Annotated in this window: 23 protein-coding genes; 11 read left to right on the forward strand and 12 right to left on the reverse strand. The window is 60.3% G+C overall.

What is annotated here, in order from left to right; all coding sequences use genetic code 11:
• Nucleotides 1-84 precede the first annotated feature (84 nt).
• The 6 genes from aroK to ACYZTK_RS13445 are packed head-to-tail and all read right to left on the reverse strand — an operon-like array spanning nucleotide 85 to nucleotide 5,468.
• The gene (gene aroK / locus ACYZTK_RS13420; protein WP_032830073.1) at nucleotides 85-603 is read right to left on the reverse strand and encodes a shikimate kinase AroK; all 519 of its coding nucleotides are present in this window, start codon (nucleotides 601-603) and stop codon (nucleotides 85-87) included.
• A 4-nt stretch (nucleotides 604-607) separates the two neighbouring features.
• Nucleotides 608-2,680, reverse strand: a complete 2,073-nt coding sequence (gene pilQ, locus ACYZTK_RS13425; RefSeq protein WP_462010345.1) for a type IV pilus secretin PilQ — start codon at nucleotides 2,678-2,680, stop codon at nucleotides 608-610.
• 13 nt (nucleotides 2,681-2,693) lie between these two features.
• Nucleotides 2,694-3,221: a pilus assembly protein PilP gene (locus ACYZTK_RS13430; RefSeq protein WP_462010346.1), complete on the reverse strand. Its 528-nt coding sequence runs from the start codon at nucleotides 3,219-3,221 to the stop codon at nucleotides 2,694-2,696.
• Nucleotides 3,218-3,841 (reverse strand): type 4a pilus biogenesis protein PilO, encoded by a 624-nt coding sequence (gene pilO / locus ACYZTK_RS13435; RefSeq protein WP_462010347.1) that lies wholly within the window; start codon nucleotides 3,839-3,841, stop codon nucleotides 3,218-3,220. The genes ACYZTK_RS13430 and pilO overlap by 4 nt, the downstream gene beginning before the upstream one ends.
• Nucleotides 3,838-4,404: a PilN domain-containing protein gene (locus ACYZTK_RS13440; RefSeq protein ID WP_462010348.1), complete on the reverse strand. Its 567-nt coding sequence runs from the start codon at nucleotides 4,402-4,404 to the stop codon at nucleotides 3,838-3,840. Before ACYZTK_RS13440 ends, pilO begins: the two co-directional genes overlap by 4 nt.
• On the reverse strand, nucleotides 4,404-5,468 hold the full coding sequence (locus ACYZTK_RS13445; protein ID WP_462010349.1) for a pilus assembly protein PilM: 1,065 nt from the start codon (nucleotides 5,466-5,468) through the stop codon (nucleotides 4,404-4,406). Before ACYZTK_RS13445 ends, ACYZTK_RS13440 begins: the two co-directional genes overlap by 1 nt.
• Before the next feature lie 218 nt (nucleotides 5,469-5,686).
• Between ACYZTK_RS13445 and ACYZTK_RS13450 the strand changes: the two genes are divergently transcribed.
• Nucleotides 5,687-8,122, forward strand: coding sequence for a penicillin-binding protein 1A (locus tag ACYZTK_RS13450; RefSeq protein ID WP_462014902.1), 2,436 nt, complete (start codon nucleotides 5,687-5,689; stop codon nucleotides 8,120-8,122).
• Nucleotides 8,123-8,320: 198 nt separating this feature from the next.
• Here the strand turns inward: ACYZTK_RS13450 and ACYZTK_RS13455 are convergent, their stop codons facing one another.
• The 3 genes from ACYZTK_RS13455 to rpmE form a co-directional block, all read right to left on the reverse strand.
• Entirely contained in the window at nucleotides 8,321-9,589 is a 1,269-nt protein-coding gene (locus tag ACYZTK_RS13455) for a malic enzyme-like NAD(P)-binding protein (protein ID WP_462010350.1), read from the reverse strand.
• Nucleotides 9,590-9,771: 182 nt separating this feature from the next.
• Nucleotides 9,772-10,572, reverse strand: a complete 801-nt coding sequence (locus ACYZTK_RS13460; protein ID WP_462010351.1) for a thermonuclease family protein — start codon at nucleotides 10,570-10,572, stop codon at nucleotides 9,772-9,774.
• Nucleotides 10,573-10,586: 14 nt separating this feature from the next.
• Complete coding sequence (gene rpmE / locus ACYZTK_RS13465; RefSeq protein WP_045061944.1) at nucleotides 10,587-10,817, reverse strand: 50S ribosomal protein L31; 231 nt, start codon at nucleotides 10,815-10,817, stop codon at nucleotides 10,587-10,589.
• Nucleotides 10,818-11,092: 275 nt separating this feature from the next.
• Here rpmE and ACYZTK_RS13470 point away from each other — a divergent pair, with 275 nt between their 5' ends.
• From ACYZTK_RS13470 to ACYZTK_RS13515, 10 genes are all read left to right on the forward strand, one after another.
• Entirely contained in the window at nucleotides 11,093-13,312 is a 2,220-nt protein-coding gene (locus ACYZTK_RS13470) for a primosomal protein N' (protein ID WP_462010352.1), read from the forward strand.
• Between the two features lie 238 nt (nucleotides 13,313-13,550).
• Nucleotides 13,551-15,287 (forward strand): arginine--tRNA ligase, encoded by a 1,737-nt coding sequence (gene argS, locus ACYZTK_RS13475; RefSeq protein WP_462010353.1) that lies wholly within the window; start codon nucleotides 13,551-13,553, stop codon nucleotides 15,285-15,287.
• 1 nt (nucleotide 15,288) lies between these two features.
• Nucleotides 15,289-15,996, forward strand: a complete 708-nt coding sequence (locus ACYZTK_RS13480; protein WP_462010354.1) for an SPOR domain-containing protein — start codon at nucleotides 15,289-15,291, stop codon at nucleotides 15,994-15,996.
• Nucleotides 15,997-16,278: 282 nt separating this feature from the next.
• Nucleotides 16,279-16,809, forward strand: a complete 531-nt coding sequence (gene hslV, locus ACYZTK_RS13485; protein ID WP_007948954.1) for an ATP-dependent protease subunit HslV — start codon at nucleotides 16,279-16,281, stop codon at nucleotides 16,807-16,809.
• 55 nt (nucleotides 16,810-16,864) lie between these two features.
• Nucleotides 16,865-18,205 carry an ATP-dependent protease ATPase subunit HslU gene (hslU, locus tag ACYZTK_RS13490; RefSeq protein ID WP_462010355.1) on the forward strand — a complete coding sequence of 447 codons (1,341 nt, stop codon included), beginning with the start codon at nucleotides 16,865-16,867 and terminating at the stop codon, nucleotides 18,203-18,205.
• Between the two features lie 154 nt (nucleotides 18,206-18,359).
• A complete protein-coding gene (locus ACYZTK_RS13495; RefSeq protein ID WP_462010356.1) occupies nucleotides 18,360-18,731 on the forward strand; it encodes a gamma-butyrobetaine hydroxylase family protein in 372 nt (123 codons plus the stop codon).
• A gap of 256 nt (nucleotides 18,732-18,987) precedes the next feature.
• Nucleotides 18,988-20,667 (forward strand): class II poly(R)-hydroxyalkanoic acid synthase, encoded by a 1,680-nt coding sequence (gene phaC / locus ACYZTK_RS13500; RefSeq protein WP_462010357.1) that lies wholly within the window; start codon nucleotides 18,988-18,990, stop codon nucleotides 20,665-20,667.
• Between the two features lie 129 nt (nucleotides 20,668-20,796).
• Nucleotides 20,797-21,651 (forward strand): poly(3-hydroxyalkanoate) depolymerase, encoded by an 855-nt coding sequence (gene phaZ, locus ACYZTK_RS13505; protein ID WP_150713581.1) that lies wholly within the window; start codon nucleotides 20,797-20,799, stop codon nucleotides 21,649-21,651.
• Between the two features lie 125 nt (nucleotides 21,652-21,776).
• Nucleotides 21,777-23,459, forward strand: coding sequence for a class II poly(R)-hydroxyalkanoic acid synthase (gene phaC / locus ACYZTK_RS13510; RefSeq protein ID WP_462010358.1), 1,683 nt, complete (start codon nucleotides 21,777-21,779; stop codon nucleotides 23,457-23,459).
• A gap of 27 nt (nucleotides 23,460-23,486) precedes the next feature.
• Complete coding sequence (locus ACYZTK_RS13515) at nucleotides 23,487-24,107, forward strand: TetR/AcrR family transcriptional regulator (RefSeq protein ID WP_462010359.1); 621 nt, start codon at nucleotides 23,487-23,489, stop codon at nucleotides 24,105-24,107.
• Nucleotides 24,108-24,281: 174 nt separating this feature from the next.
• Here the strand turns inward: ACYZTK_RS13515 and ACYZTK_RS13520 are convergent, their stop codons facing one another.
• From ACYZTK_RS13520 to ACYZTK_RS13530, 3 genes are all read right to left on the reverse strand, one after another.
• The gene (locus ACYZTK_RS13520) at nucleotides 24,282-25,157 is read right to left on the reverse strand and encodes a phasin family protein (protein WP_462010360.1); all 876 of its coding nucleotides are present in this window, start codon (nucleotides 25,155-25,157) and stop codon (nucleotides 24,282-24,284) included.
• A 10-nt stretch (nucleotides 25,158-25,167) separates the two neighbouring features.
• The gene (locus ACYZTK_RS13525) at nucleotides 25,168-25,590 is read right to left on the reverse strand and encodes a phasin family protein (protein ID WP_462010361.1); all 423 of its coding nucleotides are present in this window, start codon (nucleotides 25,588-25,590) and stop codon (nucleotides 25,168-25,170) included.
• A 242-nt stretch (nucleotides 25,591-25,832) separates the two neighbouring features.
• Nucleotides 25,833-26,108 carry a polyhydroxyalkanoic acid system family protein gene (locus ACYZTK_RS13530; protein WP_462010362.1) on the reverse strand — a complete coding sequence of 92 codons (276 nt, stop codon included), beginning with the start codon at nucleotides 26,106-26,108 and terminating at the stop codon, nucleotides 25,833-25,835.
• Nucleotides 26,109-26,260 lie beyond the last annotated feature (152 nt).

Raw genomic sequence — 26,260 nt, forward strand, 5'->3', positions numbered from 1 at the left:
GGTGTGACGCCGTTCGGTAGCCATCTGCCACATTCCCCAGCGACGATGACAGGACGCCGAGGATAGCGCATTTCGCGCCGCGCTTTAACGGGGAGGCAGTTGCTGCAAGCGTTCGAGGATATCAAGCACCACCATGCGCGGCGGCCGCTCATCGGTTTCCACCACCAGATCGGCGATTTCCCGATAAAGCGGATCGCGGATCGCCAGCAGATCCCGCAGGGTCTTGGCCGGGTCCGCCGTGCGCAACAGTGGCCGATTACGGTCGCGGGCCGTGCGCCCCACCTGCTGCTCAACCGATGCGTGCAGATAGACCACTCGCCCGCCGGCGTGCAACGCCCGACGATTGGCTTCGCGCATGACTGCGCCACCACCGGTCGCCAGCACCACGCCATCGCACGCGCACAGCTCGGCAATCATCGCCTGCTCGCGGTCGCGAAAGCCCGGCTCGCCTTCCTTATCGAAAATCCATGGGATATTGGCGCCCGTGCGCAATTCAATTTCCTTATCGGAATCTTTGAATGGCAGGCGCAGCTCTTTGGCCAGCAACCGGCCGATGGTGCTTTTGCCAGCACCCATCGGTCCTACAAGAATCAAATTTCGCACAGAATCAACGACTCACAGCAATCGCCTGGTTATTCATGATACGCGGTGTGAGAAACACCAACAGCTCGGATTTTTTCTCCGAAACCACGTCACGCCGGAAAAGGCGGCCAAGATACGGCACATCGCCAAGAAATGGCACCTTATCTACAACCTTGCTCTGAGTATTTGAGAAAACCCCCCCAATGACGATGGTCTCGCCGTCGTTGACCAGGACCTTGGCGTTGACTTCGTTTTTCTTGATCGGCGGTACATCCTGCACCTTGTTCAGGTAATCCGGCTCGTCCTTGGTGACCTTGACCTCCATGATGATCCGGTTATCCGGGGTGATCTGCGGGGTCACTTCCAGCGACAGCGAAGCCTCTTTGAACGCCACCGACGTAGCACCGCTGGAGCTGGCTTCCTGATAGGGAATCTCGGTGCCCTTGAGGATTTTTGCGGTTTCCTTGTCGGACGTAACGACCTTGGGTTGCGAGACGATTTCACCGTTGCCGGTTTTTTCCATCGCTGACAGTTCCAGGTCGAGCAATACATTATCGGTGATAAAGGCGATCCCGATTCCCGAGGTACTGGCCGAAGTGCCCATGTCGACGAACGGCGAATTGGTCCCGGTACTTCCCGGCGTACCGATCGTGGTGGACGAGCCGTTGACGCCAGACGAATTCCAGTTGCCCTTCTGCACCGAACCGCCCCAGCGCACCCCGAGACTCTTGTCATAGTCGACGTTGGCTTCGACGATTCGCGCCTCGATCATCACCTGGCGCACGGGGATATCCAGCTGGGCAACGATCCGGCGCAGCTCGTCGAGGCGGTCCTGGGTCTGGTAGGCGATGATGTTGTTGGTACGTTCATCGACGGTGATCGAGCCACGCTCGTCGGTCTTCGCTTCGGCGCTGGTCACCGACTGGAACAGTTTGGCGATGTCCGCAGCCTTGGCGTAGTTGACCTGCAGCAGCTCACGACGCAGGGGCGCCAGTTCGGCAATCTGCTTCTGCGACTCCAATTCCTGGCGCTCGCGGGCGGAAATTTCTTCCGCCGGCGCCACCAGCAGGACGTTGCCGATCATGCGTTTGTCCAGGCCCTTGGTCTTGAGCACCAGGTCCAGCGCCTGGTCCCACGGCACGTTCTGCAGGCGCAAGGTGATCCCTCCCTGCACCGTGTCACTGGCCACCAGGTTGAGATTGGTGAAGTCGGCGATCAGCTGCAGTACCGAGCGCACGTCAATGTCCTGGAAATTCAGCGAGAGCTTTTCGCCGCTGTAGGCGAATCGCTCGGCGTTGCGTTTTTGCAGGTCGTCGACAGTCATTGGCCGAATGCTGACGGTCAGCTTGTTGTCGGTCTGGTAGGTCGAGTAGTCGAACGCGCCGCTGGGCTCAATGCTGATCGTCGCGCGATCGCCGGTGGCACTGGCGTTGACGAACTGCACCGGGGTGGCGAAGTCCTTGACGTCCAGGCGCACTCGCAGGGACTCAGGCAACTGGGTGCGGGCGAAGCTGAGGATGACCTTGCCCTCGCGCTCTTGAATGTCCGGGGCAATGGAAGGATCGGAGAGGTCAATCACCACATTGCCTTCACCTTGGGTGCCGCGCTGGAAATCAACTCCACGAATCGCCTTGGCTACCGGCGCGTAGGCCTTTGCCGGGGCTGGCGAAGTGACCGCACGCGGAGTGCTGTCGGCAGGCCTGGAGGCAGGCTTGCTCGCGCCCTGGCCGACCACGACAAACAAGTTGTTGCCTTCAACCCGCGAGGAATAGGGGGCTAACTGCGTCAGGTTGATGATCAGCCGTGTGCGATCCGTGGCTTCCACTACCGTGGCAGTGCGCGCATTGCCGCCGCCCAGGTCGCGGGTTTTGCTTGTCAGCTGACTGACTACGCCGGGCAGGTCGAGCGCAATCCGCGCCGGTGACTCGGTGGTATAGCCTTTGGGCGCAGGGGGAGCGCTATCGAAGGACAGCTTCAACTCGATGCGATCCCCGGGCAGCGCCGCTACATCCAGCGCTTTGAGATTGGCCGCTTGTACCATCGGCGAAAGCAACGCTATCCATAGCGAAATACCGAGGGCTGAGAAAATCCTGTTCATTATTCGAGTCCCACTATGAGTGCTCTTTCAAAGGTATGGTCCGCGGCCGTTCCAGCCAGGCGCCTTGGCCGTCGGGAACGATTTCCACCACTTCGACTTGCGAGCCGCTGATCGCGACAATCCGTCCATCGTTGCGCCCCAGATAGTCACCGACTTTCAGCCGATGCACGCCGCCTGCCCCGCGCAACAGCGCGAAGGAGCCCGCTGCGTTGGAGATGGTGCCAACCATTTCAAACTGCTCGATATTGAAACCTTCCAGGTACTGCTTGACCCGGGCGAGGTCAGGCTTGACGTTGCGTGCACCCTGTTTCTGACCTGCCAGGTCAACCTTGATCTGCCGGGAAAACGGACTCCGAAGATTGGCGGCGCTGTAGGTGAACGTCGGGTAGGACTGAAATGTCGGCGCCGGCTCTATCTTGCCGGGCGGCCGCAGGCGCACTTCATTCATATAGGCATCGAGGTCGCTGACGTCGTCGCCTTTGCCACAACCTGCCAACCCGAGCAAAACGATCAGCATTGCGCCATAACGAACCGGGCTCATTTCGGCGCCCCCTTGTCGTTATAGCGGTAGGTCTTGGCCAGGATGCTCATGCGTAACCTGGGTCCGCCTTCCGGATTGCCTGCAGCGATGTCGAAGTCGTGCAGCGTGACGATCCGGGGCAAACCGGCCACGCCGCTGACGAATGTGGCCAGGTCGTGATAAGCACCGGTGACCGTAATCTGTATCGGCAGCTCGATGTAGAACTGTTGGGTGACCTCCGGCAGCAGCTTGATCTCTTCGAACTCGAGTCCGCTGCCGAGCCCGGTACGCGTGATGTCCTCCAGCAGTCCCGGCACCTCGGTGTCGCTGGGCAACTGGCGCAGCAATACGCCGAAGGAGTTCTCCATCTCTTTCATCTGCTGGGTGTACAGCTCAAGGTTTGCCGCCAGGCGGGCCTTGGTTGCGAACTGCTCCTTGAGCGTCAGCTCTTCCTCGCGCTTGCTGTCCAGCTGGCCTTCCAGGTCGCTGAGGTAGAAGTGATACCCCAGAGCCAGTACCAGCGCCATCAGCAGCCCGGCCGCGATCGCCTTGATTGCCGGCGGCCAGGAGCCGATGTTATTGGTGTCCAGGTCGTTGATATCGACATTACGCAAGCCGGCGAACCATTCGGAAGGACTCATTTAGCGTCCTCCACGGCGGCCGGCTGGGTCTGGCGCACCGTCAACTGGAAGATATTCGCCTGGTCGAGCTGACCTGCTGTAGTGGCCTTGACCTCGGTGAGGCTGGGAGCATCAAACCAGTCGGAGCCGTCGAGATTGCGCATCAGGTCAGACACGCGATTGTTGGACTCCGCAGCGCCGGTGATGGACAAGGTGTTGCCGACCATTTTCACTTCGGTGAAATACACGCCGTCCGGCAACGTGCGCGCCAGTTGATCGAAGATCCGCCCGCTGATCGGCCGATTTCCCTGAAGGTCCTGGATGATGCGCATGCGCTCGACCAACTGCTGGCGGCGCGCCTTCAACTCGCTGATCTGCTTGATTCGCCCATCGACTACGGCAATCTGTTTGCCGATGTAATCGTTGCGCGCGACTTGCCGGTCGATAGCGGCGCTGATGACCTGATCGGCGATCAGAACCGCGCCCACCGAGCCCACCAGCACTCCGACGAGGGTCAACAGGAAGCGCTTGCGCCGCTCTTCGCGCAACTCTTCGCGCCAGGGTAAAAGATTGATCCGTGCCATCAGTCAAAACTCCTGAGCGCCAGCCCGCAAGCGATCATCAGCGCCGGCGCATCACTCGCCAGGGCGCCGGCGTTGACCTTGCTGCTCAGGATCATGTCGGAGAAGGGGTTGGCGACCTGGGTCGGCGTGTTCAGGCGCTTTTCGATCAAGCGGTCCAAGCCTGGGACCGAGGCAGTCCCTCCCGCCAGAAGAATGTGGTCTACCGAGTTGTATTGGCCGGACGCGAAGAAAAATTGCAATGAGCGGGAGACCTGCTGCACCAGCGCGTCGCGAAACGGCTGCAATACCTCAGTGACGTAATCGTCCGGCAGACCACCCTGCTTTTTCGCCAGGCCTGCCTGTTCGAGGGTCAGGCCATAACGGCGCTGGATTTCCTCAGTCAGCTGGCGGCCACCGAACAGTTGCTCGCGGGTGTAGATGATCCGCCCTTTGTGCAACACGCTGAGGGTGGTCATGGTCGCACCGATATCGACCACGGCGACGGTCAACTGCCCCTGGGTGGCGGTCAGATGCCCGGTCAACAAGCCGAACGAGCGTTCCAGCGCATAGGCCTCGACATCGACCACACGAGCAGTCAGGCCAGCCAGCGCCAGGGCTGCTTCACGCACTTCGACGTTTTCCTTGCGGCAGGCTGCCAGCAGCACATTGACTCGTGCGGGATTGCGCACCGAAGGACCCTGGACTTCGAAGTCGATGGCGACTTCGTCCAATGGATAGGGAATGTATTGATCGGCTTCGATCTTGAGCTGGTTTTCCATCTCGTCGTCGGACAGCCCGGCATCCATCTCGATCGTCTTGGTAATCACGGCCGAGCCGGCGACCGCTACGGCAACGTTGCGCAGATTGGTCTTGGCCTTGAGCAGCACGCGCGACAACGCCTGCCCGACGCCTTCGAGTTCAGCGATATTTTTTTCAATGACTGCATTGGCGGGCAGCGGCTCGACCGCATAGGCCTCAACCCGGTAGCGCTCGCCTTGACGACTTAACTCCAGAAGCTTCACCGACGTGGAGCTGATGTCGATCCCCAGTAGCGTATTGGCCTTTTTATTGAAGAGTCCCAGCACTACCCATTCCCTATGACTATCCGTGAGTTACGGACTCTGTAATGTCCATTGCGTTCAACCCGCCCGTCTTGACAACAGCGCAAATGACGCCCCGCGACTGAAAAATGCTTATAATGCCCAGCGATTTTTTACCAGTTTTTCTCCAAGCTCGGGGCGTCACCTTTTTCAGTGCCCCTGATGCCAAACTCATTCTTTGCCCTGGATGTCCAAAAGCCTTGATTCGTCTGCTGAAATTTTTCGGTTGGTCCATCGTCGCCGTTTTCTGCGGACTGCTCCTGAGTCTGAGCGGCGCCTATCTTTACCTTAGTCCCGGTTTGCCGTCTGTGGAGGCACTGAGAAGCATCCAGTTGCAGATTCCACTACGGGTATACAGCAGCGACGACAAGTTAATTGCAGAGTTTGGCGAAATGCGCCGGACTCCGATCCGTTTCGCCGACATTCCGCCGAATTTCATCAATGCGTTACTAAGTGCTGAAGACGACAATTTTGCCCACCATTACGGCGTCGACCCGAGCAGCTTGATGCGTGCCGCGACCCAACTGGTGAAAAGTGGCCATATCCAGTCCGGCGGCAGCACCATCACCATGCAGGTAGCGAAGAACTTCTTCCTCACCAGCGAGCGCAGTTTCTCGCGCAAAACCACCGAAATCCTGTTGGCCCTGGAGATTGAACGCCAGCTGACCAAAGACGAAATCCTCGAGCTGTACGTTAACAAGATTTACCTGGGCAACCGCGCCTACGGCATCGAAGCCGCTGCGCAGGTGTACTACGGCAAGTCGATTCGTGACGTCAGCCTGGCGCAGATGGCGATGATTGCCGGCCTGCCAAAAGCCCCCTCACGCTTCAACCCGCTGGCCAACCCGGCCCGCAGCAAGGAACGTCGCGACTGGATCCTGGGGCGCATGTACAAGCTCGGCAAGATCAACGAGGCCGACTACACCGCCGCGATCAATGAGCCGCTGAACGCCAGCTATCACGTACCGACGCCGGAAGTGAACGCGCCCTACATTGCCGAGATGGCCCGTGCTGAAATGGTCGGCCGTTATGGCAGCGACGCCTATACCGAAGGTTTCCGCGTGACCACCACGGTGCCGAGCAACCTGCAGGAAATGGCCAACACGGCGCTGCACGAAGGCTTGATGACTTACGATCAGCGCCACGGGTATCGCGGCCCCGAATCGCGCCTGCCAGGCAAGACCCGCGAGGCCTGGGCTACCGAACTGACCAAGCAACGCACCATCAGCAGCCTGGAGCCCGCCATCGTCACCCAGGTCGACAAAAATGGCCTGCAGGTGCTGACGCGCACCGGCGAGGAAACCGTCAGCTGGGACACGATGAAATGGGCGCGACCATTCCTCAACACCAACAGCATGGGCGCCAACCCGAAGCAGCCAGCCGATGTTGCCCAGGTCGGCGATCTGATTCGCGTGCAGCGCCAACCTGACAACTCGTTGAAATTCAGTCAGATCCCCCAGGCCCAGGGCGCGCTGGTGTCCCTCGATCCGCAAAACGGCGCCATTCGCTCGCTCGTGGGTGGTTTTGCTTTCGAGCAGAGCAATTACAACCGCGCCATGCAGGCCAAGCGCCAGCCGGGTTCGAGCTTCAAGCCATTCGTCTACAGCGCAGCGCTGGATAATGGCTATACCGCAGCCAGCCTGGTGAACGACGCACCGATCGTGTTCGTCGACGAGTACCTGGACAAGGTCTGGCGTCCGAAGAACGACACCAACACCTTCCTCGGCCCGATTCGCCTGCGCGAAGGCTTGTACAAGTCGCGCAATCTGGTGTCGATCCGCCTGGTGCAAGCGCTGGGCATCGACCGCACCATCGACTACATCAGCAAGTTCGGCTTCAAAAAAGAGGACCTGCCGCGCAACCTTTCTCTGGCCCTCGGCACCGCAACTTTGACGCCGATGGAAATCGCTACCGGCTGGAGCACTTTCGCCAACGGCGGTTACAAAGTCGTCCCGTACTGGATCGAAAAAGTCGAGAGCCGCAACGGTGACCTGCTGTTCGCCGCCAACCCGCCGAGCGTGCCCAAGGGTGAGGTCGCCAGCGATGGCATCGCAGCGCCTGCGGCCAGCGCCATCACGGTCAACGCAACGCCTGCGGACGCTTCCAGCGCCCAGCCCGCACAAACACCGGCAGTGGCTGAACGCATCGTCGACGGCCGCACCACCTACATTCTCAACAGCATGCTTGAGGACGTGATCAAGCGCGGTACCGGCCGCCGTGCATTGGCCCTGGGCCGTAGCGACATCGCCGGGAAAACCGGTACCACCAACGAATCCAAGGACGCCTGGTTCTCCGGCTACAACGCCGATTACGTGACCACCGTGTGGACCGGCTTCGACCAGCCTGAAAGCCTCGGCCGCAAGGAATTCGGCGGCACCGTCGCGCTGCCGATCTGGATGAACTACATGGCCGCCGCGCTCAAGGACAAGCCACCGCATACCCTGCCCGAGCCTGAAGGCATCCTGAGCCTGCGGGTTGACCCGGTCACCGGCCGCGCAGCCTCCCCAGGCACACCTGGCGCCTACTTCGAGCTGTTCAAGGCCGAAGACACGCCGCCATCGGGCAGCGAGCTGGGAAGCGGCTCTGCTCCAGGCAGCCCGCTGCCGGCAGATGAAGCGGCGCCGATCGATTTGTTCTGATCGGGCAATGCAAACAAAAGCCCCGCCTTCGAGAGAAGCGCGGGGCTTTTTGTTACAGCGAAGATCAAAAGATCGCAGCCTTCGGCAGCTCCTACATGGGAACGCGTTTCTCTGTAGGAGCTGCCGAAGGCTGCGATCTTTTGACTTTCAGACAATAAAAAACCCGGCCAATGGCCGGGTTTTTCTGTGCGCTACGGCTTAGCCGTTAAACACATCATCCACGCTTTTCAGCGGGTAGTTCTTCGGATACGGCAGGGTCGCTACGCCAGTCTCGATCGCGGCCTTGGCCACGGCATCGGAGATCAGGGTGATCAGGCGAGCATCCATTGGTTTCGGGATGATGTACTCACGACCGAATTCCAGCTTGATGCCGCCATAGGCGTCGCACACTTCCTGAGGCACTGGCAGTTTGGCCAGTTCACGCAGGGCGTTGGCCGCAGCCACTTTCATTTCTTCGTTGATGCGCTTGGCGCGAACGTCCAGGGCACCGCGGAAGATGAACGGGAAGCCCAGCACGTTGTTGACCTGGTTCGGGTAGTCCGAGCGGCCAGTGGCCATGATCACGTCATCACGAGTGGCGTGCGCCAGTTCCGGGGAGATCTCCGGGTCCGGGTTCGAGCAGGCGAACACGATCGGGTTAGGCGCCATCGACAGCAGGCCTTCAGCGCTCAGCAGGTTCGGGCCGGACAGGCCGACGAACACGTCAGCACCTTGCAGGGCGTCAGCCAGGGTGCGCTTCTCGGTTGCGTGAGCGAACACAGCCTTGTACTGGTTCAGGTCGTCACGGCCGGAGTGGATCACGCCAGTACGGTCAACCATGTAGATGTTTTCGATGTTGGCGCCCATGCTCACCAGCAATTTCATGCAGGAGATGGCAGCAGCACCGGCGCCCAGGCAGACGATCTTGGCTTCGGCCAGGGTCTTGCCGGCGATTTCCAGGGCGTTGATCATGCCGGCCGCGGTAACGATCGCGGTGCCGTGCTGGTCATCGTGGAATACCGGAATGTCGCACTGTTCGATCAGCGCGCGCTCGATTTCAAAGCACTCAGGCGCCTTGATGTCTTCCAGGTTGATGCCACCGAAAGTGATGGAGATGCGCTTGACGGTGTCGATGAAGGCTTGCGGGCTTTCGGAGTCGACTTCGATGTCGAACACGTCGATGCCGGCGAAACGCTTGAACAGCACGCCTTTACCTTCCATCACTGGCTTGGAGGCCAATGGGCCGAGGTTACCCAGGCCGAGAATCGCGGTGCCATCGGAAATGACTGCAACCAGGTTGCCTTTACCGGTGTATTTGTAGGCCAGTTCAGGATCGCGGGCGATTTCGCGTACTGGTTCGGCTACGCCGGGGCTGTAGGCCAGCGACAGGTCGCGGGCGGTAGCGGTGGCCTTGGTGAGCTCGACACTCAGCTTCCCTGGACGAGGATGGGCGTGATATTCGAGAGCGGCAGTTTTCAGATCAGACATGGGGGCATTCCGCTTTTACTGTTGGACAGACTGGTCAGCGAGGATACGCGCCTCGTAAAGTCCCCACAAGACTGACCGGTCACCCCTGTCAAGCGCCCCGCCCTACGACTTTGGGCCAAGAGCCACGGAACACAAGGGGTACACTGTTCACAATCGGCAGGAAAAATGTCTACAATTTTTTCTCAGGGCGCCATCTGCAGCATCGCTGGATCGGTTAATGGCAATAACCAGCGTGCTTGTCCATTTTTCAGTCCGCCACGTCGCGAGCGATCGACTACCCAGCCACGGGCTTCAACCTGCTTGCCCTGCAGCTTGTCCAGCGCCGGCAGATCGAACTGGCGCAACAGATTGGGCGCAACCCGCAGTACAACCGAATCCTGCAACTCGATCCAAACCCCGCCACCATTGCGCTGAACCTTGCTCACATGGCCACTGAGCACGACAAACCCTGAAGCGCTGATTTGCCCTGCTTCCACGACCGGAGACTGGCGCCAGACCCCGAGCCGGGCTTCGCGGGCACTGCGCTCAGCAGCTTGCTGGCAGCCCGCTAAATCAACATTTGGCGCCACTGCCACCTGGAAACCCAGGCCTTCGGCAAGCATCTGCGCTTCAAGGTTGGCACCATCGGCGCCATAGACGTGGGCGAGGGTGCGGCCATAGCGGTCCTGGCTTTCCTGACCGGGAAGCAGGCGGACCTGTCCGTCGCTGGCAGCCACCAGGGCTTCCAGGCGCTTACGCGCGGCGACGGCAAATGGCTCGTCAGTGCGACCCTGCTTGCCCAGCTCCGGGGTATTCAAGCCGATCATCCGCACACTACGGCCGTCGCTCAGCCGTAATGTGTCACCGTCCACCACCCGCTGCACCATGGCCGACGCCAGGCCAGCAGGTGCTGGGCAGAAGGCCTGGGCACCTGGAAGCCAAATCGCGGACACAAAAAAGGCGCCCGCGAGGGACGCCTTTTTCAACAGCAAGGAAAAGCCCAAGGGGCTCTTCAACCTTACTCTGCAGCAGCTGGAGCTTTCTTGCCGAAAGCGCCGAAACGGTCTGCGAAGCGCTGTACACGGCCGCCAGTATCCAGAGTCTTCTGCTTACCGGTGTAGAACGGGTGGCACTCGTTGCATACGTCAGTGCCCAGTGGCTTGCACAGGTTCGAACGAGTTTCGAACTTGTTACCGCAGCTGCAAGTTACCAGGATGGTTTCGTATGCTGGATGGATATCGGCTTTCATGGTGTATTCCTCAGGCTAGCGTGCCGCCACTCAACACTATTGTTGAATACCGCACGTAATTAGGCCGCGGATTCTAACAGACAATCGCAATCACGCAAGCTGTCGCTTCTACCGACCGTCTGCTAGGCTCCCGACCCAAAGCACCCTCCCTGTGGGAGCGGGCTTGCTCGCGAAAGCGGTGTTTCAGTCAGCATTAATGTCGCCTGACACACCACTTTCGCGAGCAAGCCCGCTCCCACAGGTTATGTTATTGCTCGTCCACAGAGAATCCCCGCGTGCCCGACGCCATTCTGCGCCTAGCCCTGCCTTCGCCCCTGCGCCGCCTGTTCGATTACCGTGCTCCGGCCGGGGTCCTGCGTGCCCAGTTGCAACCGGGCATGCGCCTGCGGGTGCCGTTCGGCCGGCGGGAGATGATCGGGATCCTGGTCGAGGTCACCGACACCAGCGAAGTGCCAGTAGCAAAGCTCAAGCCGGCCCTGGCCCTGCTCGACGCCACCGCGCCGCTGCCACCGGCGCTGTTCAAGCTGTGCCTCTGGACCTCGCAATACTACCAGCACAGCCTCGGCGACACCCTGAGCTGGGCACTGCCGGTGCTGCTGCGCCAGGGCGAGCTGGCCGAAGCGCGCCAGGAGCGTTTCTGGTCCGCCGCACCCGAGGCCAGCCTCGACGACCCGCGCATCGCCCGCGCTCCGCGTCAGCGCGAAGCCCTGGCCACCCTCGCCCAGCATCCCCACGGCGTCGCCCATCAGTTGCTGAGCAAACTGATGTTGAGCAAGGACAGCCTGGACCTGCTGCTGGCCAAGGACCTGGTGCAGGTAGAAATCCGCAAGCACGCCCCGGGAGCCCGTCACGAACACTGGCTGGCCCAGCCGGAGCTGCCGCTCAACCCTGAACAGCGCGCGGCCTATGAGGCCATTCGTGCCGGCTTCGACAGTTACCACGCCTTCCTGCTGGCTGGTGTTACCGGCAGTGGCAAGACCGAAGTCTATCTGCAACTGATCCGCGAGACCCTCGAGGCCGGCAAGCAGGCCCTGGTACTGATCCCGGAAATCAACCTGGGACCACAAACCCTCGCGCGCTTCGAGCAACGCTTCAATGCGCGCATCGCGCTGATCCATTCGGGCGTGAACGACCGCGAACGCCTCGAAGCCTGGCTGGCGGCGCGGGACGGCGATGCCGACATCATTATCGGCACCCGTTCGGCACTGTTCACGCCGATGAAAAATCCTGGTCTGATCATCATTGATGAAGAGCACGATGGCTCCTATAAACAGCAGGAAGGTCTGCGTTATCACGCTCGTGACCTGGCGCTGGTGCGCGCCCGCCAGGAAAACATCCCGATCGTCCTTGGCTCGGCCACGCCTTCGCTGGAAAGCCTGCACAACGCCTACACCGGTCGTTATGGACTGTTGCGCCTGAACGAGCGGGCTGGTGGCGCCAAACAACCACGCTTCCTGCGCCTGGACGTTAAAAGCCGTCCACTGGACAGCGGCATTTCCGGCCCGATGCAACAGGCCATTGGCCAGACCCTGGCCGCAGGCCAACAGGTATTGGTGTTCCTCAACCGCCGTGGCTTTGCCCCGACCCTGCTGTGCCATGACTGCGGCTGGATGTCCGAATGCCAGCGTTGTGACGCCCGGATGACCGTGCACCAGCGCTCCGGCGAACTGCGCTGTCACCATTGCGGGTATGTCGAGCGCGTGCCCCGGCATTGCCCGAAGTGCGGCAAAGTGGATTTGCGCCCGGTAGGCGCCGGCACCGAGCGTGCGGAGGAACGCCTGGCGATCCTGTTCCCGGATGTCCCGGTGCTGCGGGTCGACCGCGACAGCACCTCGCGCAAGGATGCTATGAATCAGTTGTTTGCAACCATCCAGAAGGGCCAGCCATGCATTCTGGTGGGCACGCAGATGCTTGCCAAAGGTCATCACTTTCCCCGGGTGACGCTGGTGTCGATCCTGGATGCCGACGGCGGCTTGTTTTCCGGTGACTTCCGCGCCAGCGAGCGCATGGCGCAGCTGATCGTGCAGGTTGCCGGGCGTGCGGGACGGGCTGAAGAGCCGGGCAGAGTGATCATCCAGACTCACCTGGCGGATCATCCGCTGCTGGTGCAGTTGACCGAGCAGGGTTATTTCGCCTTTGCCGAGCAGGCGTTGAGCGAACGTCGCTCGGCAGGGTTGCCACCGTTTGCCCATTTGGCGCTGCTGCGGGCTGAAGCACATAAGCCCGGGCAGGCTGAAGGTTTTCTGGATGAAGCGTGCAGCGAGGCCGAGCGCCTCCTGGCGGAACAGAATTCCAGTGGCATCGAGTTGCTCGGGCCGGTGCCAGCGCCAATGGAGCGCCGCGCAGGCCGGTATCGGGCGCAGCTATTATTACAGGCAACGGCGCGGGCACCGCTGCATCGGTTGCTGAGCAGCTGGTTGCTGGCGCTGGAGCAGATGCCGAGTGGGCGGGCGGTGCGTTGGTCGCTGGATGTGGATCCCGTGGATTTGTATTGAATGCAAGATAGCTATCGCGAGCAGGCTCACTCCTACAGGAGTGATGGTGGGGCAAATAGCGCATTAACACCGCCAGTCCAATGTAGGAGTGAGCCTGCTCGCGATAGCGGCGGATTTATCACCACATATCCATAACCTGCCCGCTATAGTTGGCAAGCCCGTCTCTGCCACGGATAATGCCCAGTTTTTCCACCCGCGCATCCAGGCGCTGCCGCGCTTGCGGTCGAAAGAGAGCATCATGAAAGACACCATTCGCCAGCTGATCCAACAAGCCATCACCCAACTCGTCAACGAAGGTGTGTTGCCTGAAGGCCTGTCGCCGGCGATCCAGGTGGAGAACTCCCGCGACAAGAAAAACGGCGACTTCGCCAGCAACATCGCCATGATGCTGGCCAAACCTGCCGGCATGAAACCGCGCGACCTGGCGGAAAAAATCATCGCCGCGCTGCCGTCCGACGAAAACGTTACCAAGACCGAAATCGCCGGCCCAGGCTTCCTCAATTTCTTCCAGAACACCCAGGCCCTGGCCTCGCGCCTGGACGCCGCCCTGGCCGACGAACATATCGGCGTGCGCAAGGCCGGCCCCGCCCAGCGCACCGTGGTCGACCTGTCCGCGCCCAACCTCGCCAAGGAAATGCACGTCGGCCACTTGCGCTCGACCATCATTGGCGACGGCGTAGCCCGCGTCCTCGAATTCCTCGGCGACACCGTCATTCGCCAGAACCACGTCGGCGACTGGGGCACCCAGTTCGGCATGCTGATGGCGTACCTGCAGGAAAACCCGATCACCAGCGACGAGCTGTCAGACCTGGAAAACTTCTATCGCGCCGCCAAGGGACGCTTCGACGAATCCGAAGAATTCGCCGACCGTGCCCGCGGTCTGGTGGTCAAGCTGCAAGCCGGCGACCCGGACTGCCTGGCTCTGTGGACCAAGTTCAAGGACATCTCGCTGTCCCATTGCCAGAAAATCTACGAACTGCTCAACGTCAAACTGACCATGGCTGACGTAATGGGCGAAAGCGCCTACAACGACGACCTGATCAATGTGGTCAACGACCTCAAGGCCGCCGGCATGCTGGTGGAGAGCAACGGCGCCCAGTGCGTGTTTCTCGACGAGTTCAAGAACGCCGACGGCGACCCGCTGCCGGTGATCATCGTCAAAGCCGACGGCGGTTACCTCTACGCCACCACCGACCTCGCGGCCGTGCGCTACCGCAGCGGCACGCTCAAGGCTGATCGTGCGCTGTACTTCGTCGACCAGCGCCAGGCCCTGCACTTCCAGCAAGTGTTCGCCGTTGCGCGCAAGGCCGGCTTCGTGACGCACCCGATGGAAATGGAACACATGGGCTTCGGCACCATGAACGGCGCAGATGGCCGTCCGTTCAAGACCCGTGACGGCGGCACCGTAAAGCTGATCGACCTGCTGAACGAAGCCCAGGAGCGCGCCTACACCCTGGTGAAGGACAAGAACCCGGAGCTGGCCGAGGCCGAGCTGCGCAACATCGCCAAGGTCGTGGGCATCGGCGCGGTCAAATACGCCGACCTGTCCAAGCACCGCACCAGCGACTACAGCTTCAACTTCGACCTGATGCTCAACTTTGAAGGCAACACCGCGCCGTACTTGCTGTACGCCTACACCCGAGTGGCCGGCGTGTTCCGCAAGCTGGGCAAGGACTTCAGCGAAGTCGAAGGCCAGATCACCCTCGAAGCGGTCCACGAGCACGAGCTCGCGGCCAAGCTGGCGCAGTTCGGCGAAGTACTCAATAACGTTTGCGAGAAAGGCACGCCGCACATCCTGTGCACGTACCTGTACGATGTCGCCGGTCTGTTCTCCAGCTTCTACGAGAACTGCCCGATCCTCAGCGCCGACACCCCGGCGCAAATGCAGAGCCGCCTGCGCCTCGCCGCGCTGACCGGCCGCACTCTCAAGCAAGGCCTGGAACTCTTGGGTCTGGAAACTCTGGAGCGTATGTAAGTTGGCTGCCAAGAAAAAACCTGCACCCAAGCGTGGCGCCAGCCGTTACCAAGCACCTGCCAAGCAACCGATCCCGGGATGGCTATGGATGGCGATCGGCCTGACGGTCGGGGCTTTCATCGTCTTCCTGATGAAGCTGGAGCCTGGCAAAGGCAGCGAAAGCGTCAAGCGCGAGAAGATCGAACAGCAGAAGGCCACCCGCATGGCCGAAGCCAACAAGACCCCGCCGAGCCCGACGCAACCGGTGAAGCCGAAATACGACTTCTATACCTTGCTGCCGGAATCGGAAGTCATCGTGCCTGCCGACGCCGTGCCGGAAAAAACCCTGCCGACGCCACAGGTGCCGGCTATTCCGACCACTCCGGTGACCCCGGAGCAAGCGGCGAAGATCGACACTGCGCGGGCGCAGGCAGCACTGGCCGGAATTACCCCGCCACCAGCGCCGCCGGTCAGCAAAGCGGCGCCGGTGACCAAGTTCTTCCTGCAGGCCGGATCGTTCCGCAAGGAAGCTGACGCCGACAAGGTTCGCGCGCAGATTATCCTGCTCGGCCAGGCGGTGGCGGTTGAGTCTGGCACTGTGAAGGACGAGACCTGGTATCGGGTGCTGGTTGGGCCGTTCAGCAACCGTGAGCAGCTGACTACGGCGCAGAAACAACTGGCAGGCAGCGGTTTCAGCAACCTGTTGTTACAACAACGCCAGAGCCGCTGAGGTCGTCAGCACAACCGCGTTATCGTTCATCGCGGGCAAGCCTTGCTCCCACAGGGTCTCATCGATCTACGGGGAAATGGCTTGCCCCCGCTGCATTGTTCCCACAAGCGCGCACAGACCTGTGGGAGCAAGGCTTGCCCGCGATGGCATTCGTGCAGGCAACACCACCCGCGAATCGTCCACCATTCGTCCTCTCTCCCGCCACACAGTTGAAAAACCCGTCACCACCCCCATATGAGTTTGCATAAGGCATTTTCGCCCCGCTGCGTGGAGACTCTTCCCTTGACCACCATCGTTTCAGTTCGCCGCCACGGCAAAGTCGTCATGGGCGGCGACGGCCAGGTTTCTCTCGGCAATACCGTGATGAAAGGCAACGCGAAGAAAGTTCGTCGCCTGTACCACGGTCAGGTTATCGCCGGTTTTGCCGGGGCCACGGCTGACGCTTTCACCCTCTTCGAGCGGTTTGAAGGCCAGCTTGAGAAACATCAGGGTCACCTGGTTCGCGCTGCTGTCGAACTCGCCAAAGAATGGCGTACCGACCGCACCCTGAGCCGTCTCGAAGCCATGCTGGCAGTCGCCAACAAAGACGCTTCGCTGATCATCACCGGCAACGGCGACGTGGTCGAACCTGAAGAAGGCCTGATCGCCATGGGTTCCGGCGGCGGTTACGCCCAGGCCGCCGCTAGCGCGCTGTTGAAGAAGACCGATCTGTCCGCCCGGGAAATCGTCGAAACCGCCCTCGGCATCGCCGGCGACATCTGTGTATTCACCAACCACACCCAGACCATTGAGGAGCAGGACTGCGCCGAATAAGCCTGTTTCGGCCTTTGCGCCACGGCTCATTCTTGCCTGAGGTCCGCCAATTATTATGTCCATGACTCCCCGTGAAATCGTCCACGAACTCAATCGCCATATCATCGGCCAGGACGATGCCAAACGCGCCGTCGCCATTGCCCTGCGCAATCGCTGGCGTCGGATGCAGCTGCCTGAAGAGCTGCGCGTCGAAGTAACCCCCAAGAACATCCTGATGATCGGCCCGACCGGTGTCGGCAAGACCGAAATCGCCCGTCGCCTGGCCAAGCTGGCCAACGCGCCGTTCATCAAGGTCGAAGCGACCAAGTTCACCGAAGTCGGCTATGTCGGTCGCGACGTCGAATCGATCATTCGTGACCTGGCTGACGCGGCAATCAAACTGCTGCGCGAACAGGAGATGACCAAGGTTCGCCACCGCGCCGAAGACGCCGCAGAAGAGCGCATCCTCGACGCCTTGCTGCCACCGGCTCGCACCGGCTTCAACAGTGACGAGGCGACTCCATCGGCAGATTCCAACACCCGCCAGCTGTTCCGCAAGCGCCTGCGTGAAGGTCAGCTGGATGACAAGGAGATCGAAATCGAAGTCGCCGAAGTGGCCGGCGTCGATATCTCCGCGCCACCGGGCATGGAAGAAATGACCAACCAGCTGCAGAGCCTGTTTGCCAACATGGGCAAGGGCAAGAAGAAGTCTCGCAAGCTCAAGATCAAGGAAGCGCTGAAACTGGTGCGCGACGAAGAAGCAGGGCGCCTGGTCAACGACGAAGAGCTCAAGGCCAAGGCCCTGGAAGCGGTCGAGCAGCACGGCATCGTGTTCATCGACGAAATCGACAAGGTCGCCAAGCGCGGCAACTCCGGCGGTGTTGATGTGTCCCGCGAAGGCGTTCAGCGTGACTTGCTGCCGCTGATCGAAGGCTGCACGGTCAACACCAAGCTGGGTATGGTCAAGACCGACCACATCCTGTTCATCGCCTCCGGCGCGTTCCACCTGAGCAAACCGAGCGACCTGGTGCCCGAGCTGCAAGGTCGCCTGCCGATCCGGGTCGAACTCAAGGCACTGACGCCGGAAGACTTCGAGCGCATCCTCAGCGAGCCGCACGCATCCCTGACCGAGCAATATTGCGCGCTGTTGAAAACCGAAGGTTTGGGCATCGAGTTCCAGCCGGACGGCATCAAGCGCATCGCCGAGATCGCCTGGCAGGTCAACGAAAAGACCGAGAACATCGGTGCTCGTCGCCTGCACACACTGCTTGAGCGCCTGCTCGAAGAAGTGTCGTTCAGCGCCGGCGACCTGGCCAGCGCCCACGACGACAAGGTGATCATGATCGACGCTGAATACGTCAACAGCCACCTGGGCGAATTGGCGGAGAACGAAGACCTGTCCCGTTATATCCTGTAAGACATACTTACTGTAGTAGCGGACCCTGTGGGAGCGGGCTTGCTCGCGAAAGCGGTCTGGCATTCAACATTGATGTTGAATGCCATGGCCCCTTCGCGAGCAAGCCCGCTCCCACATTTGAACCGAGGTCCCCCACGCAAACGGATGACCCGCCATGATCCCCACCGACATCAAGCTGCACAAAGCCTCGAAAACCCTGTCGCTGAAATACGCGTCCGGCGAGGAGCATCACCTGCCCGCAGAATTCCTGCGAGTGCACTCCCCTTCCGCCGAGGTCCAGGGCCACGGCAAACCTATCCTGCAATTTGGCAAGATCGCCGTAGGCCTGACCAAGGTCGAACCGGCCGGTCAGTACGCACTGAAATTGACCTTTGATGACGGCCACGACAGCGGCCTGTTCACCTGGGAATATCTGTACCAGCTGGGCGTGCGTCAGGACGATCTCTGGAACGATTATCTTGCCGAGCTCAAGGCTGCTGGCAAAACCCGCGACCCGAGCCAATCTGTCGTCAGGCTGATGCTCTAGTCCGCACCTCTTGCTCATTAGAAGGCATTTTCTAATTCCATCTGTTTGAATGCTCCGCTTCAGGGCCGACGATTCGCCCGCTTGCGAAAAAAATTAAACTCGGGTAACCAATGGAGCTGGCAAGTTCCCTGCAGTGCTCTCTGCATAAAAGCAGTGGTGCAGAACTATCGGTCACCCGGGCAGTAGTACCTGACATTTGCTGTGTCACTACACAGCTGGACTCAGGTACTCGTCTCAGGACAATGGAGCGTCGTAGATGAGTAACAAGAATAACGATGACCTGAAATTTCAGGCCTCGGAAAATACCTTGGGGCTGAATCCTGTCGTTGGACTACGTAGAAAGGATCTGCTGGGCTCAGCTCGAATGGTGTTGACTCAAGCCATCAGGCAACCGATTCACAGCGTCAAGCACGTCGCCCATTTCGGTCTCGAATTGAAGAACGTGCTGTTTGGCAAATCCGAACTTCAGCCTGCCGGCGATGACCGTCGCTTCGCCGATCCGGCCTGGAGCCAGAACCCGCTGTATAAACGTTATCTGCAAACCTACCTGGCGTGGCGCAAGGAACTCCACTCCTGGATCGACGACAGCAGCCTGTCACCCAAGGACGTCGCCCGCGGGCATTTCGTCATCAACCTCATGACCGAAGCCATGGCCCCGACCAACAGTGCGGTCAACCCGGCGGCAGTCAAGCGCTTCTTTGAAACTGGCGGCAAGAGCCTGCTCGACGGCCTCTCGCATCTGGCCAAGGACCTGGTGCACAACGGCGGTATGCCGAGCCAGGTCAACATGGGTGCGTTTGAGGTGGGCAAGAGCCTGGGCGTGACCGAGGGCGCGGTGGTGTTTCGCAACGACGTGCTGGAGCTGATCCAGTACCGGCCGATCACCGAGCAGGTGCACGAGCGTCCATTGCTGGTGGTGCCGCCGCAAATCAACAAGTTCTACGTCTTCGACCTGAGCCCGGACAAAAGCCTGGCGCGGTTTTGCCTGCGCAACAACGTGCAGACCTTTATCGTCAGTTGGCGCAACCCGACCAAGGAGCAGCGCGAGTGGGGCCTGTCGACCTACATCGAGGCGCTCAAGGAAGCGGTCGACGTGGTCACCGCGATTACCGGCAGCAAAGACGTGAACATGCTCGGCGCCTGTTCCGGCGGGATTACCTGCACCGCGCTGCTGGGCCATTACGCGGCAATCGGCGAGAAGAAGGTCAACGCCCTGACGCTACTGGTGAGCGTGCTGGACACCACCCTGGACAGCGACGTGGCCTTGTTCGTTGACGAGCAAACTCTCGAAGCGGCCAAGCGTCACTCCTATCAGGCCGGTGTGCTGGAAGGCCGCGACATGGCGAAAGTGTTTGCCTGGATGCGCCCCAATGACCTGATCTGGAACTACTGGGTCAACAACTACCTGCTGGGCAACGAGCCGCCGGTGTTCGACATCCTGTTCTGGAACAACGACACCACGCGCCTGCCCGCCGCTTTCCACGGCGACCTGATCGAGATGTTCAAAAGTAACCCACTGATCCGCCCTAATGCACTGGAAGTGTGCGGCACGGCGATCGATCTGAAGCAGGTGACTGCCGACATCTTTTCCCTGGCCGGCACCAACGACCACATCACGCCCTGGAAGTCCTGCTACAAGTCGGCGCAACTGTTTGGCGGCAAGGTCGAGTTCGTCCTTTCGAGCAGCGGCCACATCCAAAGCATTCTGAACCCGCCTGGCAATCCGAAGTCTCGTTACATGACCAGCAGCGAAATGGCGGCGAACGCCGAGGAATGGCAGGAGAACTCCACCAAGCACACTGATTCCTGGTGGCTGCACTGGCAGGCGTGGCAGGCCGAGCGTTCGGGCAAGCTGAAGAAGTCGCCTACAAGCCTGGGCAACAAGACCTACTCCGCCGGCGAGGCAGCGCCGGGCACATACGTACACGAGCGGTAACTGACACACCCCCGGCCCGTAGGAGCTGCCGCAGGCTGCGATCTTTTGATGTTGACGGAAGATCAAAAGATCGCAGCCTGCGGCAGCTCCTACGAGGATCGGGGATAATTCACCCACAGGGCCTGAAGCATGCCGCAACCGTTTATTTTTCGTACCGTCGACCTGGATGGCCAAACCCTCCGGACCGCGGTACGCCCAGGCAAGCCTCATTTGACGCCCCTGCTGATCTTCAACGGCATCGGCGCCAACCTGGAGCTGGTGTTTCCGTTCGTCGCGGCGCTGGACCCTGACCTCGAAGTCATCGCCTTCGACGTACCCGGGGTCGGCGGCTCGTCGACACCAAACCGACCCTACCGCTTTCCGGGCCTGGCAAAACTCACGGCACGGATGCTCGACTATCTCGACTACGGCCGGGTCAACGTGATCGGCGTGTCATGGGGCGGCGCCCTGGCCCAGCAGTTTGCCTACGACTACCCCGAGCGCTGCAAGAAACTGGTGCTGGCCGCCACTGCGGCCGGTGCTGTGATGGTGCCGGGCAAACCGAAAGTGCTGTGGATGATGGCCAGCCCCAGGCGCTACATCCAGCCATCCCATGTGATCCGTATTGCGCCGATGATCTACGGCGGCTCGTTTCGCCGGGATCCGACCCTGGCAGCCAGCCATGCGGCGAAAGTCCGTTCGGCAGGCAAGCTCGGTTACTACTGGCAGCTGTTCGCGGGGCTTGGCTGGACTAGCATTCACTGGCTGCACAAGATCCACCAGCCGACCCTGGTACTGGCCGGCGACGACGACCCGCTGATCCCGCTCATCAACATGCGCCTGCTGGCCTGGCGGATTCCCAATGCCCAGTTGCACATCATCGATGACGGTCATCTGTTCCTGATCACCCGCGCCGAAGCTGTGGCGCCAATCATCATGAAATTCCTTGAAGAAGAACGGCAGCGCGCAGTGATGCACCCGCATCCGGCGCCATTGGGCGGTTAACTGACCCCAGCACTGACTAAAAGGGTTCGGCAGGACGCCGCACCGCGCAACAACCCGTTAGTGCGTCTATGGTGTTCTGGTTCGGTGTGTTTGTTTTTGGCCTGAAGACGAAGGAGTGTTGAGTCATGCGCGACAAACCAGTGCGGGATTCCCTACCCACGCCCGCCGCGTTCATCAACGCGCAAAGTGCGATCACCGGCTTGCGTGGCCGCGACATGCTGTCGACCCTGCGCAGCGTGGCCGCTCACGGACTGCGCAATCCGCTGCACAGTGCCCGGCACGCGTTGAAGTTCGGCGGCCAGCTGGGTCGGGTGCTATTGGGTGAAACCCTGCACCCGACCAATCCTCTGGACAGTCGCTTCGCCGACCCAGCATGGAGCCTCAATCCATTTTATCGACGCAGCCTGCAGGCGTACCTGAGCTGGCAGAAGCAGGTCAAAAGCTGGATCGATGAAAGTGGCATGAGCCCCGACGATCGTGCTCGCGCGCATTTCGCCTTTGCCTTGCTCAACGACGCCGTAGCCCCCTCCAACTCACTGCTCAATCCGCTGGCGATCAAGGAAATCTTTAACTCCGGTGGCAACAGCCTGGTGCGCGGGGTCAGCCACCTGGTCGACGACTTCCTGCACAACGACGGCCTGCCCCGGCAGGTCACCAAGCAGGCCTTCGAGGTCGGCAAAACCGTCGCCACCACCACGGGTTCAGTGGTGTTTCGCAATGAACTGCTGGAGTTGATCCAGTACCGGCCGATGAGTGAAAAGCAATATTCCAAACCCTTGCTGGTGGTGCCGCCGCAGATTAACAAGTACTACATCTTCGACCTGAGCCCCGCCAACAGCTTTGTCCAATTCGCCCTGAAAAACGGCCTGCAGACGTTCATGATCAGCTGGCGCAACCCCGATGTGCGTCACCGCGAATGGGGCCTGTCGACCTACGTCGAAGCCGTGGAAGAAGCGATGAACGTGTGCCGGGCGATTACCGGCGCGCGCGAGGTCAACCTGATGGGCGCCTGCGCTGGCGGCCTGACCATTGCCGCCCTGCAGGGACATTTGCAGGCAAAACGGCAACTGCGACGGGTCTCCAGCGCGACCTACCTGGTCAGCCTGCTCGACAGCCAGATGGACTCCCCCGCCACCCTCTTCGCCGATGAACAGACACTGGAGGCGGCCAAGCGTCGCTCGTACCAGAAAGGCGTGCTGGACGGTCGCGACATGGCCAAGGTGTTCGCCTGGATGCGCCCCAACGATTTGATCTGGAGCTACTTCGTCAACAATTACCTGTTGGGCAAGGAGCCGCCGGCGTTCGACATTCTCTACTGGAACAACGACAACACCCGCCTGCCAGCGGCACTGCACGGTGATCTGCTGGACTTCTTCAAGCACAATCCGTTGAGCCATCCCGGTGGACTCGAAGTGTGTGGCACGCCGATCGACCTGCAGAAAGTCACGGTCGACAGCTTCAGCGTGGCCGGCATCAATGACCACATCACTCCCTGGGACGCGGTGTATCGCTCGACCCTGCTGCTAGGCGGGGACCGGCGCTTCGTGCTGTCCAACAGCGGCCACGTGCAGAGCATCCTCAACCCACCGAACAACCCGAAAGCCAATTACATCGAAGGCGCAAAACTCAGCAGCGATCCGCGGGCCTGGTATTACGACGCCAAGCAAGTCGACGGCAGCTGGTGGCCCCAATGGCTGAGCTGGGTGCAGGAACGGTCAGGCGCGCAAAAGGAAACGCACATGGCCCTCGGCAATCAGAATTATCCACCGATGGAAGCGGCACCCGGCACCTATGTGCGAGTGCGCTGACGCTCAACGAACCATTAAGAAGACTGGATGAAGACCCGCGACCGGATTCTCGAATGTGCCTTGCAGTTGTTCAACCAGAAGGGCGAACCGAACGTTTCAACCATGGAAGTTGCCAACGAAATGGGGATCAGCCCGGGCAACCTCTACTACCATTTTCATGGCAAGGAACCGCTGATCCTCGGTTTGTTCGAACGCTTCCAGAGCGAACTTTCACCGTTGCTCGACCCGCCGTCGGACGCGGAGCTGGCACCGGAAGATTACTGGCTGTTCCTGCACCTGATTGTCGAGCGACTGGCGCACTATCGGTTCCTGTTCCAGGACCTGTCGAATCTGGCGGGTCGCCTGCCGAAACTGGCCAAGGGCATCCGCAACCTGCTGAACGCCCTGAAGCGCACGCTGGCGTCCCTGCTGGCGCGCCTTAAAGCTCAGGGGCAGCTGGTCAGTGACACGCAAGCGCTTGGGCAGCTGGTGGAACAGATCACCATGACGCTGCTGTTCTCACTGGACTACCAGCGCATCCTTGATCGCGAGGGCGAGGTGCGGTTGGTGGTGTACCAGATCATGATGCTGGTGGCCCCGCATCTGCTGCCGCCGATCAAGGTGGCGACGGAGCATCTGGCGATGCAGTACCTCGAAGAACACGATTAAAAGTCACCCCCTGCCACCGTAGGAGCTGCCGAGTGAAACGAGGCTGCGATCTTTTGATCTTTAAAATCAAAAGATCGCAGCCTCGTTTCACTCGGCAGCTCCTACAGGGGTAATGCTGCGCCCAAATAAAAACGCCCGACCTTCGCAGGCCGGGCGTTTTGTTGAGTCCCGGAATCAGGACTGACTGGTTGGCGTCGATGGAGCTGGCGCGGCAGTCGAGGTAGCAGCAGGCGTCGGCGCGGCGGCCGAGTTCGATGCGCTGGCCGGGGCCGGGGTTGGCTTGGCGGCCGGCGCTGCTGCCGGCTTGGCTGCAGCGGTTTTCGGCGCTGCCGGTTTTTTCACTGCAGGCTTCTTCGCTGCGGCAGGTTTTGCCGCAGGTTTGGCTGCGGCAGTCTTGGCCGCTGGTTTTGCCGCCGGCTTGGCAGCTGGTTTATCGGTCGCTTTGGCAGCCACCGACTTGACCGCGGCCTTGGCTGCAGCCGGTTTGGCTGCGGCAGTCTTGGCCACCGACTTGGCGGCGGACGCGGCTTTCGCTGCAGTCTTGGCAACCGGTTTGGCAACAGCCTTGGCCAGTGGCTTGGCAGTCGATTTCGCAGCAGGTTTGGCCGCTGCGGTTTTCGCTGCAGCAGGCGCGACCTTGGCCCCGGTGAGTTTTTCGATCTGCTTGGTCAGGGTATCGACCTTGCTGTGCAGTGCCTTGACTTCATTGCGGCTCGGCACGCCCAGACGCGAAATGGCGCTATTGAGGCGCTTGTCAAAAGCACCTTCCAGCTCATCCCACTTGCCCAGTGCACGATCCTTCACACCGGAGATGCGCGACTTGGCCGACGTGGCGGAGTCCTTGGCGGCATCAACTTTATCGCCGACAACGTTCTTGGCGAGCTTCTCGGCTTTCTCGCCGTCTTTGACCAATGTATCGAAGAGCTTGCTGCCGTCAGTGTCGATCTTCGAGTACACGCCTAAACCGGCCAGCCAGATTTTGCGGGAGTAGTCTTCAACTTTCCCGATCCACGAGCTGCCTTCTTTTTCGGTGTTCTTTTTACCAGCCATCCCGTTCTCCTTAAGATTTACGCGCGACGCGTTCGAGCAATGCCGTCAGCTCATCGAGCTTAGCAGAGAGTGTCTCAACGTCATGTTTAGACGGAATGCCGATACGATTCAAGGCACTTGCAACACGCGAGTCAAAAGCCTTCTCGACCTTGTCCAGTTGCAGTTCTACTTTGCCTTTGAAACTACTGACTTCACTCTTCGCTTCATCGATCTCGGAGTTGGCGGCTTCAAGTTTTTCCGCAACTACCTTTTTGCCTTTCTTTTCAACAGTTTGACCTTCTTTGATCAACTCTTGAAAGTACTCGCTGCCCTCTTGGCCGACCTTGGTGTAGGCCCCCAGGCCTGCCAGCCAGATCTTGCGGGCATAGGATTTGACGTCGCCCAGAGCAGTGGTCGATGCGTCGATTTTTTTCTTCAGAATAACTTTGGCCATGGTGCACCTCACGCGCAGAAGGTTTGAGGAACTGCCCGCGAAAGAGTCGGGCTCAGGCACAAAGTAGTGAGAATAATTAGAAACGGCACCCTAACAACTGACATGAAACCTCGGGCGCACCTTAAACAAATGTAGGAGTGAGCCTGCTCGCGATAGCGGCCTATCAGCCCAAATCGATGTCGACTGACAGACCGCTATCGCGAGCAGGCTCACTCCTACAGGGGTCGCATGTCACGCGAAAATCACACCAGGGCTTTATCCAGCGCCTTCTCGATTTCCGACTTGATCGTGCCACTCATGGCCGACATCAACAGCCCCAGCTCGACATCCACCCGGATCGAATCCTCACCCACATGCACCGCCCCCTTCACCCCCGAGCGCTTGAGGTTCAGGGTATCTCCGGCCCACTGTGGCTCCAGGCCATACTGCTCGGACAGTTTCTGCGCCAGCACGTCAGCCTTCTCGCGGGCCGCTTCCTTACCCAGGGCGTGGGCACGTTCAACACTAATACGGGCCATCAAATGACTCCTGCTTTATGAATGCTTCCTGGAGCATCTTGACCGCTGCTGCGGCAAAACGTCCCGGTGATTGCCTATCTTACCTTTAGCCACTCCAAGACAAAGCAGGCCACCGGGATTAGAATGTCCCGCATTCTCTTCTGGTGACAGCG

The sequence above is a fragment of the Pseudomonas sp. LB3P31 genome (assembly GCF_054897945.1).

What these genes read in the sequence shown, in the direction of transcription:
- pilO (WP_462010347.1), bottom strand. Translation starts at nt 3,841, where the DNA reads ATGAGTCCTTCCGAATGGTTCGCCGGCTTGCGTAATGTCGATATCAAC.
- phaC (WP_462010358.1), top strand. Translation starts at nt 21,777, where the DNA reads ATGCGCGACAAACCAGTGCGGGATTCCCTACCCACGCCCGCCGCGTTC.
- ACYZTK_RS13530 (WP_462010362.1), bottom strand. Translation starts at nt 26,108, where the DNA reads ATGGCCCGTATTAGTGTTGAACGTGCCCACGCCCTGGGTAAGGAAGCG.
- ACYZTK_RS13525 (WP_462010361.1), bottom strand. Translation starts at nt 25,590, where the DNA reads ATGGCCAAAGTTATTCTGAAGAAAAAAATCGACGCATCGACCACTGCT.
- argS (WP_462010353.1), top strand. Translation starts at nt 13,551, where the DNA reads ATGAAAGACACCATTCGCCAGCTGATCCAACAAGCCATCACCCAACTC.
- pilQ (WP_462010345.1), bottom strand. Translation starts at nt 2,680, where the DNA reads ATGAACAGGATTTTCTCAGCCCTCGGTATTTCGCTATGGATAGCGTTG.
- ACYZTK_RS13495 (WP_462010356.1), top strand. Translation starts at nt 18,360, where the DNA reads ATGATCCCCACCGACATCAAGCTGCACAAAGCCTCGAAAACCCTGTCG.
- hslU (WP_462010355.1), top strand. Translation starts at nt 16,865, where the DNA reads ATGTCCATGACTCCCCGTGAAATCGTCCACGAACTCAATCGCCATATC.
- ACYZTK_RS13520 (WP_462010360.1), bottom strand. Translation starts at nt 25,157, where the DNA reads ATGGCTGGTAAAAAGAACACCGAAAAAGAAGGCAGCTCGTGGATCGGG.
- ACYZTK_RS13455 (WP_462010350.1), bottom strand. Translation starts at nt 9,589, where the DNA reads ATGTCTGATCTGAAAACTGCCGCTCTCGAATATCACGCCCATCCTCGT.
- ACYZTK_RS13430 (WP_462010346.1), bottom strand. Translation starts at nt 3,221, where the DNA reads ATGAGCCCGGTTCGTTATGGCGCAATGCTGATCGTTTTGCTCGGGTTG.
- phaZ (WP_150713581.1), top strand. Translation starts at nt 20,797, where the DNA reads ATGCCGCAACCGTTTATTTTTCGTACCGTCGACCTGGATGGCCAAACC.
- phaC (WP_462010357.1), top strand. Translation starts at nt 18,988, where the DNA reads ATGAGTAACAAGAATAACGATGACCTGAAATTTCAGGCCTCGGAAAAT.
- ACYZTK_RS13440 (WP_462010348.1), bottom strand. Translation starts at nt 4,404, where the DNA reads ATGGCACGGATCAATCTTTTACCCTGGCGCGAAGAGTTGCGCGAAGAG.
- rpmE (WP_045061944.1), bottom strand. Translation starts at nt 10,817, where the DNA reads ATGAAAGCCGATATCCATCCAGCATACGAAACCATCCTGGTAACTTGC.
- ACYZTK_RS13515 (WP_462010359.1), top strand. Translation starts at nt 23,487, where the DNA reads ATGAAGACCCGCGACCGGATTCTCGAATGTGCCTTGCAGTTGTTCAAC.